The sequence below is a fragment of the Agrobacterium bohemicum genome (assembly GCF_002896715.1).
Lineage (GTDB): Bacteria > Pseudomonadota > Alphaproteobacteria > Rhizobiales > Rhizobiaceae > Agrobacterium > Agrobacterium bohemicum.
The window spans coordinates 34,450-50,378 of sequence record NZ_PGEL01000028.1 but is presented as its reverse complement, the minus strand read 5'-3'; the positions used below and the strand labels follow the sequence as shown (position 1 = coordinate 50,378).

17 protein-coding genes and 1 tRNA gene are annotated in these 15,929 nt (G+C 55.5%); 15 read left to right on the top strand and 3 right to left on the bottom strand.

Translation table 11 applies throughout. From position 1 onward, the window contains the following. Positions 1 to 73 precede the first annotated feature (73 nt). The 4 genes from ribH to CUC55_RS18925 all read left to right on the top strand — a co-directional run bounded on the left by ribH (position 74) and on the right by CUC55_RS18925 (position 4,600). Positions 74 to 520 (top strand): 6,7-dimethyl-8-ribityllumazine synthase, encoded by a 447-nt coding sequence (ribH, locus tag CUC55_RS18940; RefSeq protein ID WP_103088821.1) that lies wholly within the window; start codon positions 74 to 76, stop codon positions 518 to 520. Positions 521 to 524: 4 nt separating this feature from the next. Continuing rightward, positions 525 to 1,022: a transcription antitermination factor NusB gene (nusB, locus tag CUC55_RS18935; RefSeq protein WP_067645456.1), complete on the top strand. Its 498-nt coding sequence runs from the start codon at positions 525 to 527 to the stop codon at positions 1,020 to 1,022. 18 nt (positions 1,023 to 1,040) lie between these two features. Beyond that, positions 1,041 to 2,264, top strand: coding sequence for an MFS transporter (locus CUC55_RS18930; protein ID WP_067645458.1), 1,224 nt, complete (start codon positions 1,041 to 1,043; stop codon positions 2,262 to 2,264). 197 nt (positions 2,265 to 2,461) lie between these two features. Then, entirely contained in the window at positions 2,462 to 4,600 is a 2,139-nt protein-coding gene (locus CUC55_RS18925; RefSeq protein ID WP_103088820.1) for a sodium-translocating pyrophosphatase, read from the top strand. A gap of 69 nt (positions 4,601 to 4,669) precedes the next feature. On the opposite strand, the gene CUC55_RS18920 is transcribed toward CUC55_RS18925, so the two are convergent. Next, positions 4,670 to 5,209 (bottom strand): outer membrane protein assembly factor BamE, encoded by a 540-nt coding sequence (locus tag CUC55_RS18920; protein WP_103088819.1) that lies wholly within the window; start codon positions 5,207 to 5,209, stop codon positions 4,670 to 4,672. Between the two features lie 273 nt (positions 5,210 to 5,482). Here CUC55_RS18920 and CUC55_RS18915 point away from each other — a divergent pair, with 273 nt between their 5' ends. The 9 genes from CUC55_RS18915 to CUC55_RS18875 all read left to right on the top strand — a co-directional run bounded on the left by CUC55_RS18915 (position 5,483) and on the right by CUC55_RS18875 (position 11,502). Then, a complete protein-coding gene (locus CUC55_RS18915; RefSeq protein WP_067645643.1) occupies positions 5,483 to 6,022 on the top strand; it encodes a ubiquinol-cytochrome C chaperone family protein in 540 nt (179 codons plus the stop codon). Positions 6,023 to 6,029: 7 nt separating this feature from the next. Then, entirely contained in the window at positions 6,030 to 6,593 is a 564-nt protein-coding gene (locus CUC55_RS18910; protein WP_103088818.1) for a YceD family protein, read from the top strand. Between the two features lie 96 nt (positions 6,594 to 6,689). After that, positions 6,690 to 7,751, top strand: a complete 1,062-nt coding sequence (plsX, locus tag CUC55_RS18905) for a phosphate acyltransferase PlsX (RefSeq protein WP_103088817.1) — start codon at positions 6,690 to 6,692, stop codon at positions 7,749 to 7,751. 3 nt (positions 7,752 to 7,754) lie between these two features. Beyond that, positions 7,755 to 8,726, top strand: coding sequence for a beta-ketoacyl-ACP synthase III (locus tag CUC55_RS18900; RefSeq protein WP_103088816.1), 972 nt, complete (start codon positions 7,755 to 7,757; stop codon positions 8,724 to 8,726). A gap of 143 nt (positions 8,727 to 8,869) precedes the next feature. Then, positions 8,870 to 9,208, top strand: coding sequence for an integration host factor subunit alpha (locus CUC55_RS18895; protein WP_103088815.1), 339 nt, complete (start codon positions 8,870 to 8,872; stop codon positions 9,206 to 9,208). 165 nt (positions 9,209 to 9,373) lie between these two features. After that, positions 9,374 to 9,913: a MerR family transcriptional regulator gene (locus tag CUC55_RS18890; protein ID WP_103088814.1), complete on the top strand. Its 540-nt coding sequence runs from the start codon at positions 9,374 to 9,376 to the stop codon at positions 9,911 to 9,913. A gap of 110 nt (positions 9,914 to 10,023) precedes the next feature. Further along, positions 10,024 to 10,725, top strand: coding sequence for a nuclease (locus CUC55_RS18885; protein WP_067645645.1), 702 nt, complete (start codon positions 10,024 to 10,026; stop codon positions 10,723 to 10,725). A 66-nt stretch (positions 10,726 to 10,791) separates the two neighbouring features. Next, a tRNA-Leu gene (locus tag CUC55_RS18880) sits at positions 10,792 to 10,877 on the top strand. Positions 10,878 to 11,049: 172 nt separating this feature from the next. After that, positions 11,050 to 11,502 carry a type VI secretion system amidase effector protein Tae4 gene (locus CUC55_RS18875; protein WP_425352889.1) on the top strand — a complete coding sequence of 151 codons (453 nt, stop codon included), beginning with the start codon at positions 11,050 to 11,052 and terminating at the stop codon, positions 11,500 to 11,502. A 426-nt stretch (positions 11,503 to 11,928) separates the two neighbouring features. On the opposite strand, the gene CUC55_RS18865 is transcribed toward CUC55_RS18875, so the two are convergent. Further along, positions 11,929 to 13,389 (bottom strand): TrkH family potassium uptake protein, encoded by a 1,461-nt coding sequence (locus tag CUC55_RS18865; protein ID WP_170063923.1) that lies wholly within the window; start codon positions 13,387 to 13,389, stop codon positions 11,929 to 11,931. Positions 13,390 to 13,478: 89 nt separating this feature from the next. Between CUC55_RS18865 and ilvA the strand changes: the two genes are divergently transcribed. Together ilvA and CUC55_RS18855 are read left to right on the top strand one after the other, a co-directional pair. Further along, complete coding sequence (gene ilvA, locus CUC55_RS18860; protein ID WP_103089195.1) at positions 13,479 to 14,753, top strand: threonine ammonia-lyase; 1,275 nt, start codon at positions 13,479 to 13,481, stop codon at positions 14,751 to 14,753. A gap of 68 nt (positions 14,754 to 14,821) precedes the next feature. After that, a complete protein-coding gene (locus CUC55_RS18855) occupies positions 14,822 to 15,133 on the top strand; it encodes an HlyU family transcriptional regulator (protein ID WP_067645478.1) in 312 nt (103 codons plus the stop codon). Between the two features lie 71 nt (positions 15,134 to 15,204). Here CUC55_RS18855 and CUC55_RS18850 read toward each other — a convergent pair whose 3' ends face one another. After that, on the bottom strand, positions 15,205 to 15,819 hold the full coding sequence (locus CUC55_RS18850; RefSeq protein ID WP_067645480.1) for an FMN-dependent NADH-azoreductase: 615 nt from the start codon (positions 15,817 to 15,819) through the stop codon (positions 15,205 to 15,207). Positions 15,820 to 15,929: the final 110 nt, after the last annotated feature.

The window sequence follows — 15,929 nt, the reverse complement described above, 5'->3', positions numbered from 1 at the left end:
CTAAAGCGCGCAAGCCATGGTTTGACCGCGCCAAAAGCCGGGATGATCCGGCGCAGATTTTCAGGAAATTCCCATGTCCAAGCCTCATCTTCTCATCGTGGAAGCACGTTTTTATGACGATATGGCCGATGCTCTTCTCGATGGTGCAAAGTTTGCGCTCGATGAAGCTGGTGCCACCTATGATATCATCACCGTTCCGGGTGCTCTGGAAATTCCGCCAGCAATTGCCATGGCGCTTGACGGCGCGGACGATGAAGGCACGGAATATGATGGTTTCGTCGCGCTTGGCATGGTCATCCGTGGTGAAACATATCATTTNGATATTGTTTCCAACGAATCCTCGCGCGCACTGATGGATCTCGCCGTCAGTGAGTCGCTTGCCATCGGCAACGGTATCATGACCGTCGAAAACGAAGATCAGGCTTGGGCGCGCGTTCGCCGTTCCGATAAGGACAAGGGCGGTTTTGCAGCCCGTGCGGCACTGACCATGATCGAACTGAAAANGAAACTGGGTGGCTGAGAGCATGAGTGATACTGACAACGGTTCAGAGCCCCGCCAGTCGTCTGTAAAGCCGGTCAACCAGCGTGGCGCTGCGCGCCTTGCAGCGGTGCAGGCGCTTTACCAGATGGATGTCGGCGGCACCGGCGTGATGGAAGTCGTCGCTGAGTACGAGGCTCATCGTCTTGGCCAGGAAGTGGATGGCGAGACTTATCTGAAAGCCGATCCTTCGTGGTTCCGCTCCATTGTCGCAGGCGTTGTGCGCGACCAGACGAAAATCGACCCTCTGGTGCGCTCCGCTCTTCAGGAAGACTGGCCGCTGTCGCGCCTGGATACGACTGTTCGGGCGATTCTGCGTGCTGGTACTTTCGAAATACTGGAGCGCAAGGACGTACCGGTTGCCGTGATCGTCACGGAATATGTTGAAATTGCCCGCGCGTTTTTCGAAAATGACGAGCCGAAGCTCGTCAACGCGGTGTTGGACCGCATCGCCAAGCAGGTGCGCGGCGAGGTAAAGCGCTAACAAACATTCGAGGAAGACATGAGTGCGGTTTCCGTTCCGGGACTTGAAGACCAACTGAACGAAGCCAAACGCAATGTCTTCCTGCTCACGGCGGCGCAAGCCATCATGGGGTCTGCCGCACCGCTTAGTTTTTCCGTTGGCGCGCTGGCAGGCTATCAGCTTCTTGGTTCCGACAAGTCGTTGGCGACAGCGCCGCTGACCGGCTTCAACATCGGCGTTGCAGTCGGCGCTATCGCCGTTGCTTTTGCCGCGCGTTTTCTGGGCCGCAAGACAGGGTTCATTCTCGGCGCGCTTTTGTGCTCAATCGGCGGCGGGGTGGCAGCTCTTGCGCTGTTTCGATCCGAGTTCTGGCTGTTTGCGATCGGTCTCCTTTTGATCGGCATTTCCGGCGGCTTCACGCAGAAAATCCGTTTTGCCGCCGCTGACGCTTCACCGTCTTTCTACAAGCCCAAGGCGATATCCTGGATATTGGCAGGTGGTGTCATCTCCGCCATCGTCGGGCCGCAACTGGCGATCTTCGGCAAGAATTTGCTGGAGCCGGTCATTTTTGCGGGTGCTTTCATTGCGCTCATTCCGCTTGGGCTCATTGCGGTTGCAATCCTGTCGTTTCTGAAATTGCCGGAATTGCGCAGTGCCTCTGCAACGCTGCAACCGGCACGACCGTTGAAAGACATCGTCACCACGCATCGCTTCGTCACGGGCATGATCTGTGGCATAGGGTCCTATGCGCTGATGACCTTCATGATGATCGGCGCGCCGCTGGCCATGGTCATCGGTTGCGGCTTTCCAAGCGAACTCGCAACCCTTGGCATACAGTGGCATGTGCTGGCCATGTTTGCCCCAAGCTTTTTCACCGGCATGTTGATTTCACGTTTCGGCGCGGAAAAAGTCGTCGCTGCAGGGCTTTTCGTTCTGATGGCGTGTGCTGTCGTCGCACATATGGGGGTGGAGCTTTGGAATTTCTGGGCTGCTCTCGTTCTGCTCGGTATGGGATGGAATTTCGGCTTCATCGGGGCGACTGCCATCGTCTCGTCCAGCTACCGTCCGCATGAGGCGGACAAGGTTCAAGGTTTTCACGATATTGTCCTGTTTGGTACGGTCGCTTTGTCGTCTTTTGCCTCGGGCCAGGTGTTTACGACATGGGGCTGGTCGGTCATGAACCTCGTCATCTGGCCGGTGGCTGGCACCTGCCTTGCGCTCATTGTTTTTCTTTTGCTGAAACAAAAGCAAAAAGCGGTCTGAATCAGAGCGATAAGATTTCCAGCAAACATCTTCGGACTTGACGTGGCGGGTTACGCCAACGCATCTTCGCCACGCAAGCCGTTTTTCCTTGGAGGGGAACAAGCGGCTTACCTTGGCGCTGGGCCTCATTCCTTGCGCCGCGCAAGGTTTCGCCCGCCGGGAAGGGAGTGAGCCCGGCACATAGGAGGTAAGTGCGAATGACCGTTATTGCATTGGTAATTTTATGCGGTGTCCTGTCCGTGGTTTACGCGGTGTGGGCAACGAAAAGCGTTCTGGATGCCGATCAGGGCAGTGAACGCATGCAGGAGATCGCAGGTTATATTCGTGAGGGCGCGCAGGCGTATCTCAGCCGTCAATATTTNACCATCGCAATCGTCGGTATCATCGTCGCAGCCGCGGTCTGGTTCTTTCTCTCAACCGAAGCCGCCATCGGTTTCATCATCGGTGCCGCCTTGTCGGGTGCTGCAGGCTTTATCGGCATGCATGTCTCTGTGCGGGCCAATCTGCGCACGGCGCAGGCCGCATCCCACAGCCTCGCCGCAGGCCTGGACATCGCTTTCAAGTCCGGTGCCATTACCGGCATGCTGGTGGCCGGCCTCGCGCTGCTCGGCGTTTCCATCTACTACCTTGTCCTGACAGCGGGGCTTGGCCACGCGACCGGCTCGCGTGAAGTGATCGACGCACTTGTTTCTCTCGGCTTCGGTGCATCATTGATTTCCATCTTCGCCCGTCTCGGCGGCGGCATCTTCACCAAAGGTGCCGATGTCGGCGGCGATCTCGTCGGCAAGGTCGAGGCCGGTATTCCGGAAGATGATCCACGCAACCCTGCCACAATTGCCGATAATGTCGGTGATAACGTTGGCGATTGCGCGGGCATGGCTGCTGACCTGTTCGAGACCTATGCCGTCTCCGTTGTCGCCACCATGGTTCTCGCCGCGATCTTCTTTGCCGGTGCTCCGGTGCTGGAAAGCGCCATGCTGTACCCGCTGGCCATCTGCGGCGTCTGTGCTTTGACCTCTATTGCTGGGACCTTCTTCGTCAAGCTCGGCACCAACAACTCCATCATGGGTGCGCTCTATAAGGGGCTGGTGGCAACGGGTGTTTTCTCTATTGCAGGCTTAGCCGTTGCAACAACGCTCACCATCGGCTGGGGCTCCATCGGCACCGTATCAGGTATGGATATCACCGGCACCAACCTGTTTCTGTGCGGTATCGTCGGTCTGCTTGTGACAGCACTCATCGTCGTCATTACGGAATATTACACCGGCACCAACAAGCGCCCGGTCAATTCCATCGCTCAGGCCTCAGTCACCGGCCATGGTACCAACGTCATTCAGGGCTTGGCCGTCTCGCTGGAATCGACAGCGCTTCCAGCCATCGTCATCGTTGGCGGTATTCTATCGACCTATCAGCTTGCAGGCCTGTTCGGCACTGGCATTGCGGTTACCGCCATGATCGGTATTGCAGGCATGATCGTCGCCCTTGATGCGTTCGGTCCGGTCACGGATAATGCCGGTGGCATTGCCGAAATGGCAGGCCTCAATCCGGATGTTCGCAAGGCGACCGATGCGCTGGATGCCGTCGGCAATACCACCAAAGCCGTGACTAAGGGTTATGCCATCGGTTCGGCGGGTCTCGGTGCGCTCGTGCTGTTTGCGGCCTATTCCAACGATCTTGCTTATTTCGCTGCCAATGGCGACCTCTATCCCTACTTCAAGGATATCGGCGACATCTCCTTCAGCCTGTCCAATCCCTATGTCGTTGCAGGCCTGCTGTTCGGCGGCATGATTCCCTATCTTTNCGGGGNCATCGCCATGACGGCGGTCGGCAAGGCCGCCGGTTCCATCGTTGAAGAAGTCCGCCGCCAGTTCCGCGAAAAACCAGGCATCATGCAGGGCACGGAGAAGCCGGATTATGGCCGTGCCGTGGATATTTTGACAAANGCAGCCATCCGCGAAATGGTCGTTCCTTCGCTGCTGCCGGTTCTGGCGCCGCTTGTTGTTTATTTCGGTGTGCTGCTCATTTCCGGCTCAAAGGCATCAGCCTTTGCCGCCCTGGGCGCGTCGCTGTTGGGTGTCATCATCAACGGTCTGTTCGTCGCGATTTCCATGACATCAGGTGGCGGCGCATGGGATAACGCCAAGAAGAGCTTCGAAGATGGCTTCATCGACAAGGATGGCGTCACGCATCTCAAAGGTTCCGATGCGCACAAGGCATCCGTTACCGGAGATACCGTCGGCGACCCTTACAAGGATACGGCCGGTCCGGCGGTCAATCCTGCCATCAAGATCACCAACATCGTGGCGCTGTTGTTGCTGGCTGTGCTGGCACACTAAAAANGCCCGAAACAAAAAGCCCGCGAGAGATCGTCTCGCGGGCTTTTTGCATTGTCTCTTTTGGTAAGATCAGAAGCCGCTGCCGTTGTTGCCGCTCTGGCCCAGTATGCTCTTGGCGATACCGGCACCTGCCGTGCCACCGGAAAGAAGCTGCTGCAGGAATGTAAGGTCCTTGCCGCCGGTTGGCGTGGTGCGTGAAATGGTGTCGAACACCTTGCCGTCCTGAAGCGTGTAGTTCGCCTTTTGCGAAACGACGCCGTTCTTGTCGAAATAGATCGCCAGAATGTTCTGTTCGACCAGTTTCGGCTTCATGAACGCTGCTTTACGCACGCGTTTCTGAGAGATGTAATAAAAGACTTCGTTGCCGAATGTTGCCGTGCTGGATGGCGTGCCCATGGTCAGCAAANCCTGTTCGCGGCTTGAGCCGACGGGGATGAGCTGGAGGGACTGTTCGTCTGCAACGTAACCATTGTGGAAAACATCGGTTGTGCTGGTGCAGGCTGACAAGAGGCTGGATGCGACAACAATCGCTACCGCAGTCTTGCTCAGAAACGTGGTCTGCTTTCCTGATTTCTGCTTGCTCACCTGCGTTTCCCCGACTGCGATCATGAATGGCACCTTCCGGCATTGCGTGTTGTAGCGCTTGTGTACACACGATTATGTCAATCCGGGGACAGGAATTCCCCGCTTCATCAAGGAATGCAACAGGTTTNCGAAAATTGCGTCGCTCGCGACGCTTCTCTACGACTGTTTCAGCCAGACGATGAACGTGACCTCAACGGCATTGCAATTCTTGGATGCTTCGGTAAACCAGCTTTCGCAATCATGCAACAAGCGCGACAGGCGAGACGCCATTTCGCCGATCAATATTCGGGAATTTCGATGGTGTTCGGTCTTTTCAAAAAGAAAAACAACAATCGTCCCATCGTTGACAGGCAATATCATACGCTGACCACTGCGGCACGCCACCCGAATTTCTATCTGCACCTTGGTGTGCCGGATACGGTCATGGGCCGTTTCGAGATGCTGGCAATCGTCATGATTCTTTATTTCCGGCGTACCAAATCATCCGCCACCAGCGGGCAGGAGATTGCGCAGGAGATCGTGGATGCGTTTTTTCAGGACCTTGATCACTCCATGCGCGAGCTTGGCATCGGTGATCAGGGCGTGCCCAAGCGGATGAAGAAATTTGCGGGCATGTTTTACGGACGACTTGAATCCTATGCCAGCGCATTGGACGCAGCGGATATAGAAGCCCTTGCGGCAGCCCTTGCACGCAATATATACCCGCAGGCAGAAGCGTCCGCGCCTGATATGCGCGGACTTGCCAATTGGATGATGGCGGCGGCCCATGCACTGTCTGCGCAGTCGGAAGACCTCGTCGCGACAGGACATGTGACGTTGCCCGTCCCCGAGTTATGAGGTTTCAATGAGTTCGCAACATCCGGCCAACGATGACGTACCTTTTNCCTATCCTGTGAAGGTAGGTCATATTTCCGCCAATCCGGTCAGGATTGGTCTCACCGCCAGCCCGGACGAACTGATCGGACTGGCGAAGCTGTGGGATGTCTTGTCCGTGGAGTCTCTGAAAAGCGAATTGCAGGTGACACGCTGGAAAAGAGATGGATTGAAANTTACGGGTGATGTGCGTGTTGCTTTGACCCAGGCTTGCGTTGTCACACTGGAGCCGGTTTCGAGTGTTATCGATGAAANGATCGATCAGATTTTTGTACCGGAGGGTTCCAAACTGGCGCGCATGATGCCGGACGAGAAGGGTGAAATTGTTCTCGACCCGGATGGTCCTGATATGCCTGACCAGTTCAGCGGTGATACGATTGATGTCGGCGTTGTCGTCGCGGAGTTCGCAGCGCTCGCTATCGAGCCTTATCCTCGCAAGCCCGATGTGGACTTTGCAGAGTACGGCGAAGAGAAGCTCGTGGAAGAAAAAAAGCCGTCGCCTTTTGCGGCGTTGAAGGACTGGAAAAAAGACTGAATCCGGTTAGCACCAACAATTCGGTTGTAAGAGAACGCGGAAACGGTATTTTCGCGCAAAATTCCACCGCACGGCGGTAAGAAGGATCAGGGACGCGTGATCAGAATTGCAATTGACGTCATGGGCGGGGATTTTGGCCCTGATGTTGCCATACCCGGCGCTGCCAAGGCGCTGGAGCGGCATAACGATGTAGTTTNCCTGCTTTATGGGCAGAAAGCCAGATGTGAGCCAATTCTGGCGCAATTTCCGAAACTTCGGGAAANGGCACAGTTTTTCGACTGCGAAGTATCCGTTGCGATGGATGAGAAGCCGAGCCAGGCGCTGCGCCGTGGCCGCTATATCTCCAGCATGTGGCGCGCGCTTGAAGCCGTTAAGGTTGGCGAGGCCGATGTCGCCGTCTCCGCAGGTAACACCGGCGCCCTTATGGCCATGGCAAAATTCTGCCTGCGCACCATGGCTCGCGTCGAGCGGCCTGCCATTGCCGGCATATGGCCGACGACAAAGGGCGAAAGCATCGTTCTTGATGTGGGCGCGACGATCGGCGCTGATTCCCAGCAACTTCTCGACTTCGCCATCATGGGCGGCGCCATGGCTCGCGCACTGTTCGATATCGACCGCCCGACGGTTGGCCTTCTGAACGTCGGCACCGAAGAGGTAAAGGGACAGGAAGAGGTTCGCGAAGCGGGCCGCTTGATCCGTGAAGCAGGTCTTGGCACCATCGACTATCGTGGATTTGTCGAGGGCAACGATATCGGCAAGGGTACGGTCGATGTCGTGGTGACCGAAGGTTTNACCGGTAACATTGCCTTGAAGACCGCCGAAGGCACAGCCCGGCAGATCAATACGCTGCTGCGCGAAGCGATTTCCCGCAGCTTTATCGCAAAGATCGGCTATATCCTGGCGAAAAGCGCTTTCGATGTCCTGCGTGAGAAGATGGACCCGCGTAAGGTCAATGGCGGCGTGTTTCTGGGCTTAAACGGCATCGTCATCAAAAGCCACGGCAGCACGGATGCCATGGGCTTCGCATCCGCAGTCGATGTTGGCTATGACATGGCCCATAATGGCCTGACAGCCAAAATAGAAAATGATTTGAAAGCTTACCACGCAAGACGTCTTCCGCCTCCGGCACCCGAAGCGCTCGTGGTTGATGAGGAATAGAAGATGATCCGCTCAATTATACGGGGTTACGGTGCAGCGCTGCCAAAGCGCGTCATGACGAACCAGGACATTGAAGCGATCGTAGAGACCACTGACGAGTGGATCGTGCAGCGCACGGGCATCAAGCAGCGCTACATCGCGGGTGAGGGGGAGACGACCTCTTCGCTTGGCGAGCAGGCAGCGCGCGCGGCACTCGAGAATGCTGGCATCAAGCCTGAGGAGATCGACCTCATCATCGTGGCGACCTCCACCCCGGATAATACTTTNCCGGCAACTGCTGTGAATATTCAAANCCGTCTCGGGATCACAAGCGGCTTTGCGTTTGACGTTCAGGCCGTCTGTTCCGGCTTCGTCTATGCCATGGCAACGGCTGACCTTTATATTCGCGGCGGCATGGCCAAGCGCGTGCTGGTCATTGGCGCCGAAACCTTCTCGCGCATTCTCGACTGGACCGACCGCACGACTTGCGTTCTCTTCGGCGATGGTGCTGGCGCTGTGGTGCTTGAAGCAGGCGAGGGTGAGGGCAAGACCTCGGATCGCGGCGTTCTGACGTCCAATCTGCGCTCTGATGGCTCTCATAAGGATAAGCTTTACGTCGACGGTGGCCCATCAACGACAGGCACTGTCGGTCATCTGCGCATGGAGGGCCGTGAGGTTTTCAAGCATGCAGTTGGCATGATTACCGACGTCATCGAGGCTGCATTCGAGGCGACGGGTACGACGGCAGATGATCTGGACTGGCTGGTGCCGCACCAGGCGAACCGTCGTATCATCGATGGTTCTGCTAAAAAACTTGGAATTCCCAGCGAGAAAGTTGTGATCACCGTAGATCAGCATGGCAACACATCTGCCGCTTCCATTCCTCTCGCGCTGGCCGTCGCGGCTGCCGATGGGCGCATCAAAANGGGTGACCTGGTGATGCTGGAAGCTATGGGTGGTGGTTTCACATGGGGTGCGGTTCTGCTGCGCTGGTAAAATTTCTTTATGATGCCCGGTAAGCCATTGCCACTATTAATGGAAATCCCTAAACGATTCTGGAAACTTTGCTTGACCGGTTGAGCCAAGGGCAATAATCTCTGCCCGGTTCAGCAGAATAAAAGAGAGCGGTGCGGGGAAATATGGCCGGGAAANCAGTGACACGTGCGGATCTAGCCGAGTCTGTGTTTCGAAAAGTGGGGTTGTCCCGGACTGAATCCGCCGAACTGGTTGAAACCGTTATCGACGAAATCTGCAATGCGATCACACGCGGAGAAGTGGTCAAGCTATCCTCCTTCGCAACGTTTCAGATTCGTGAGAAGAATGAACGCATCGGTCGCAACCCAAAGACCGGTGAAGAGGTACCCATATCTCCTCGCCGTGTCATGACGTTCAAAGCATCCAACGTTTTGAAACAGCGAATTCTCAAGGCGCATTCAGCGCGCAAGGCAAAACAGAAAAGCCAGAAATCCGGCTCCTGAGCCGTATTTTTTNGCCTCATCGCTTGTGTTTCTACACGTAACGATTCAATTCTTCTTGTGAAANCAGTTGAAATTCAACCGACAAGCCGTTGAATCAAAGGCGATTCGCATCATACCTTGTTGCGTGTTTTGCAAATCTGACTTTGGTCTGGATGGGAGTTGAACTTGGATAAAAGCCCCGACGCCTTTCGAACGATCAGTGAAGTCGCAGAAGATCTGGATTTGCCGCAGCACGTTCTGCGCTTCTGGGAAACACGCTTTCCGCAGATCAAACCGATGAAGCGCGGCGGCGGTCGGCGCTATTACCGCCCTGACGATGTCGATCTTTNGAAGGGTATTCGCCACCTTCTCTATGACCATGGTTATACCATCAAGGGCGTGCAAAAGCTGCTCAAGACCAATGGCAACCGTTTCGTCTCTGCTATCGCATCAGGCGATATGGCTACGATGGAAGCCATCATGGCGGCCAGCGGTGAGAAGGATATACCGGAACCGCGTGTTGCCGGCTCAGAAGAAGATGAAGTCGTCGGTCGTCCCAAGGCCCGGCCCAGCGGTCGTTTTTTTGGCTTTGGCGGTAATGGTTCGGATGACACGCCGGAAATATCCCTCGGCAAGTCCAGCATCAACAAGGATGACCGCGCTTTGTTGCAAGAAGCCTTGTTTGACCTTCTTGAATGCAAACGGCTGCTGGATCAGGTCCGCTGACGATCATAAAATTGGGGGATAATACAAATTTTNGAACGGCATTTATGTCAAATGCCAACGTTTCGGAAACTCCTTGGGCCGATAATGCGGCCCGGACAAGGAGTTATCCCGTGAGCAAGAGAAAACCTTCAAGTCGCCGTCGCACCTCTGCCAAGTCTGGCGGTGCAGGTCTGTGGTCATGGCTGTTGCTGTTCGGCGTCGCCGTCGGCGGCATTCAGGTCTACGAGCACCGTGACAATCTGCTGCCAAAATTGAAAGAGACGGTCGCTGGCGTATCGAAGCCCACCGCACCGCAATCCAGGTCGCGTGAGGTTGCGGCAGAAAAGCCCAAGCCGTCCGTTACGCAAACCGTGGCGCTCCCCGCCAGTGGCGCTCCCGTGCCACCACGCGCCATTGCGATGCCAAATGGTGTCGCGTCCACGCAGACTTCGCCTGCCGCGCTACCATCATCGCGTCCACCGGTGGAGAATGTCTCGTTGGGTGAAAAGTCCGGCACCTTCGCTTTTTGCGGCCGCTCGGGCCTCAACAATTGTGTGGCCGATGGCAACACATTCTGGCTGAAGGGCGCGAAAATGAAACTCGCTGGCATCGCCGTTCCGCAAACGGATCAGGCTCGTTGTCTGGAAGAGCGTCAAAAAGGCTTTGCCGCCAAGGTTCGCCTGCGCGATATGCTGAACGGCGGCAACTTCCAAGTCGCCTCGATGGGCGGCGCCTCTACACTCTCAAGGTCTGGCGTGTCTTTCGCAGACCAGTTGGTACGTGAGGGGTTGGCGCTTCCAGTTGGTAGAGGAAATCAATCCTGGTGCGGGTAATTTCGACTTCGCACCATACCTGCCCGTTGACCACAGCCGCTTGCGTTGTGTAGATAAAAACCGCAAGCGGACGTGGCGGAATCGGTATACGCAGCAGACTTAAAATCTGCCGACCTCTGGTCTTGCGGGTTCAAGTCCCGCCGTCCGCACCAGACCTCTGGTAGCCGCAAAGAGATGCGGTTATAAAATCTTCAATTGCAATAAATTGCCATATTTCAAAAATATTCAACCTGAGCGATTTTTTACTCAGGAGGACTTCTTTTGGCCAAGCCGAAGTTTGAAAATCTTTGGAAGCATTTNCCAGATCACGTTCAATACAAATCGATGTTCGATCTCTACATGATGCTGGGTGGCGCGGCTCAGAAAAACATTCAAGCTCCCGGTTTTGGTCCGAATGGTAACGCCTGTGCGAGCAGAATGAGCGTTGCTCTTTCACTGTCTGGACATAAAATCGACGAGACGTTGGCACAAACATCGCGTGCCAGAACGTTGGGGACGGACAGGGGCTACCGGATTATCTACGGCGTTGCTGATCTCAGAAATTATCTTCTGCGGGCATTTGGGCAGCCGACGAGTGATAACGTCTCGCCCTATAATGACGCTTTCGGTGGTAAAAAGGGTATCATCGCCTTCAATGTATCTGGTTGGAGCGGTGCGACCGGGCATATTGCCTTGTGGAATGGTTCCGCTTTTCGTGAACCCAGCTTCGATGACTACTCGCAATATTCAGAGGGTAGTGCCGCTACGTTCAAAGGTGAATTCTGGGAGATGCCATGATGACGTTGCGTCACATTATTATTTCAGCGCTTGGTTCCGTCATTTTTTGCGCAGGAAGTGCTAGCGCCGCGCCGCGCTCGCAACTTCAGCAAGATGTTGAGGGCTATGCAGTTGCCACCTGCCTGACCGGACTGGATGACGCGGCTTTAAGGGGGCAGGGGGATGGATGGGCGAGCATTATCGTCCAGCGTGGCTTCGGGAATGTAGAGGACTGGCAGCCATTGGTCGATGCGGTCAAATCTGCGACCAGCCGGAAGTCGATGGCCGTGATCAAGGGAGACGAGATATCTTCCAAGCCAATGCCGGTGTTTNATTGTTCCGAGATCGTGGACGAGCCGGAGGTTCGCAACATCATCGATGAAACGATGGAAAAANTGAAACCGGCCTATGACGGACGGTAGACGGGTCGCATCTTCGTCTCTGCTGTCAACCCCGCCAGAACAACGGCATCAACAGCACCAGAACCGTCAATATCTCCAGACGGCCGAGCAGCATCATCAGCGATAGCAGGTAGAGTGCCGGGTCGCTTATGGTGGAGAAGTTGCCGGCGGGGCCGATGATGGGGCCGATGCCGGGGCCGACATTGGCGAGAGAGGTGGCGACCGCCGAGGTGGCGGTGAGTAGGTCGTAGCCCATAGCGCTCATGACCAGGCTGCCGCCGATCCAGAGTGCTATGAAGCAGCTCAGAAAAAGGAAGACGTTGCGGATGGTTTCGACGTCCACGACCTGAGCGCCATAGCGCACGGAATAGACGGCGTCCGGGTAAAGTAGCTTTTTCAGACCGGTTTTCACGACATTATAGATGATGACGAAGCGGTAAGCCTTGATGCCGCCTGCCGTGGAGCCGGAGCAGCCACCCATAAAGGTGGCGAAGAGGGCGACGACCACGACGAATGGCCCCCACAGCGTGTAGTCATCGCTGGCGAAACCACCTGTCGAAAGAATGGATGTCATGTTGAAGAACGAGTGGCTAAGCGCAATGTCGAGCGGTACGCCGTTCGTCATGTGATGATAGATGCCGACTGCGAGCGATATAGCGCAGAGATAGCCTATGAAGACCCGGATTTGCGGATCATAGAGAATATCCAGGCGGCCACGCAGCGCCAGCAGGATCATGACGGAAAAGGGCAGACTTCCGAGAATGAGGAAGAATGTCGCGATCCAGAGCAGCGCGACATTATCGCCAAAGAACGCGAAGGACGCATCATGGGTGGAAAAGCCGCCAGTTGCGACTGCGGACATGGCGTGGTTCAGCGCATCGAAATGCGTCATGCCTGCAAANTCGAAAGCGATGGTGCAGGCCAGCGTCATCACCACGTAAATTCCGACGAATGCCTTGGTAAAGCTTGCGAGCCGCGCGAATGGCCGGTCGTTGGCCGTGTCGGATGATTCCATACGGAAGAATGTCATGCCGCCTACGCGCAGCAACGGCAAAATAAAGAGGCCGAGTGCCACGATACCAATGCCGCCCAGCCAACAGAGTAGCGACCGCCAGATGAGAATGCCCTGGGGTGCCTTGTCCAGTCCCGTGATGACGGTAGAGCCGGTTGTGGTGATGGCCGATACCGATTCGAACAATGCTTGCCCGAATGTCAGGTTCAGTTCAGACAGATAAAGTGGTACCGCACCGATGAGCGAGAAGACCAGCCACAGCACGTTGACCAGCAGGAAGCCGAACCTTTTGTTGAAGGTTGGCATCGGCGCCCTGGTGGCGAAGGCGCAGGCCAGCGCCAGCCCCCNGCACATGAAGCCCGATATGGCAAACACCGCCCAGTCACTGTTACCGTAATAGAGATCAGCCATGGCGGGTACGAACATCGCTGTCGCCATGTAGAGCCCGAATATCGAGGCGATGTAGAGAACCGCGCGCAGAAGGTTGCTATTCAATAAATGGAACCTTGATCGAGTGAGCCGTACCGAAAGCGCGTAAAGAGTCTTTGTGTCGGGCGTTTTCCTATGGCATAGCGGGTGCCATCGTGAAATTCAATGGATTGAAAATCGTGGATAAATTGCTTGTAGAGGCTGCAAGGCGGGAAGTTCGGGAATTGTTTCCCGAAACACCGTTGCAGTTGAATGAACATCTCAGCCGCCGGTATGGTGCCGAGATCTGGTTGAAGCGTGAAGACCTGACGCCTGTTCGTTCCTACAAGATTAGAGGCGCGTTCAATTTTCTGCGCAAGGCGGTGTCCACCACTGGCAAGAACAAGGTTTTCGTCTGCGCATCCGCTGGCAACCATGCTCAAGGGTTCGCATTCGCCTGCCGCCATTTCGGCGTGCACGGGGTTGTCTTCATGCCGGTGACGACACCGCAGCAGAAAATTGACAAGACCCGAATCTTTGGCGGTGAGTTCATCAAGATCAAGCTGGTGGGAGACATCTTCGACCAGTGCTACGCTGCCGCACGCGCTTATGTGGAAGAAACCGACGCTTATATGGTGCCGCCTTTCGACCACGTCGATATCATCGAGGGGCAGGCGACCGTTGGCGCCGAGATTGTCGATCAGCTGCCAGACAGCAAGGCACCGGATTTGCTGATCATGCCCGTTGGTGGTGGTGGGCTTTCGGCTGGTTTGACGGGCTTTTTNGCGGACAAGGTCGCTAGCAGCAATTTCATTTTTNGTGAGCCGGTGGGGGCGCCAAGCCTGAAGAGAAGTCTTGAGGCCGGTAAGGCCGTCACGCTTGGCAAAGTCGACAACTTCGTTGACGGTGCCGCTGTCGCGCGGCTTGGCGACCTCAACTTCGAGGCGCTCAAGAACTTTCTACCCGAACAAGTCGAACTGATCCCGGAAAACGCCATCTGCGTGACGATCATCGATATGCTCAACCTTGAAGGCGTTGTGCTGGAGCCTGCAGGTGCTCTGGCAATTGCAGCACTTGAACAGCTTGGGCGTGAGCGGTTGGAGGGCAAGCGTGTCGTTTGCGTCGTCTCGGGCGGCAACTTCGATTTCGACCGGCTGCCTGATGTCAAAGAGCGCGCTATGCGTTATACGGGCGTGAAAAAATACTTCATTTTGCGACTGCCGCAGCGCCCTGGCGCGCTTCGCGATTTCCTCAATCTTTTAGGCCCGGACGATGACGTCGCGCGCTTTGAGTACTTGAAGAAATCCGCGCGCAATTTCGGCTCCATTCTCATCGGCATAGAAACGACGGAGCCCGAAAATTTTAGTGGGCTGTTCAAGCGTTTCGAAGAGGCTGGACTGGGTTACGAGGACATCACCGAAAACGAAATCCTCGCCAATCTCATCATCTGATTGTTAGATATGACCGGGCGGGGTGGTTTGAGGATCACCCTGCGGACAGGAAACCAGGAAGGTAAACCATGGCTTCGTTCTTCTCGAAACTCTTTTCCGCCTTCGGCTCGTCTCCATCGGATGACGCTCCGAAGAAGACCGAAACATCGGAAGCGCATCCCTACAAGGATTGCCTGATCTATGCGACGCCGATGAAAGAGGGCGGGCAGTACCGCTTGGCCGGACGGATAGAAAAGAAGGTGGGAGAAGAAACGCTGGTGCATGAGTTCGTGCGCGCCGATGTTTTCACCAGCCTCGACGATGCTGCAGAATTCACCGTGCGCAAGGCGCAACTGATTATCGATCAGAATGGTGCGTCTTTGTTCGCAGACAAAAAATAACGGCCGCGAGAGACTCGCGACCGATATGAAGATTGTGGAAAGCGGCGTTGCGAAACGCCGCTTTTTCAATATCAGGCAGCCTTGGCCAGTTCTTCAACCTTGGCGGAGGCAGCGGCAATTGCCTTTTCTGCAGCTTCTGGGCCAAAGGCCAAGCCTTCGATGCGAACGACTTCCACGTCGGTCATACCCATGAAGCCCAGAACGGTCTTCAGGTAAGGAACAGCGTGTTCCAGAGGTGCTGCTGGACCTTCCGAGTAAACGCCTGCAGACGACAGAACAATGTAGACCTTCTTGCCGGTTGCAAGACCAACTGGGCCTGACTCGGTGTAGGTGAAGGTCAGGCCAGCACGGGCGATAACGTCGATCCAGGACTTCAGGCCGGAATAGATGTTGAAGTTGATAAGGCCTGTGCCGATGACGATTGTGTCGGCTTCCAGCAGTTCTGCGACGCGCTCGTCGGAATTCTTGGCAGCGGCCGCTTCTTCGGCATTACGATCAGCCGGTGCCTTACGGATAGCGGAGGTGGTGACCGTGTCTAGATGCTCAATTGGGTTCTGGCCGAGATCGAGATGCGTGATTGTACCGTTCGTCTGTGCCTGAAGTTTTGCCGCGAGGTCGCCAGCAAACTTGTTGGACAGGGATTCACCCGTGCGTGGGCTGGAGGTTACGAGAAGAATCTTCGACATTTAAAATATCCTTATGTCAATTTTGAAGGTCAGATGGGGCAGGGNNACCCAATGGTTGCCGCTTATATCATTCAATGTTGTCATCTAGAAAACTGTGATAATCTGGAAGG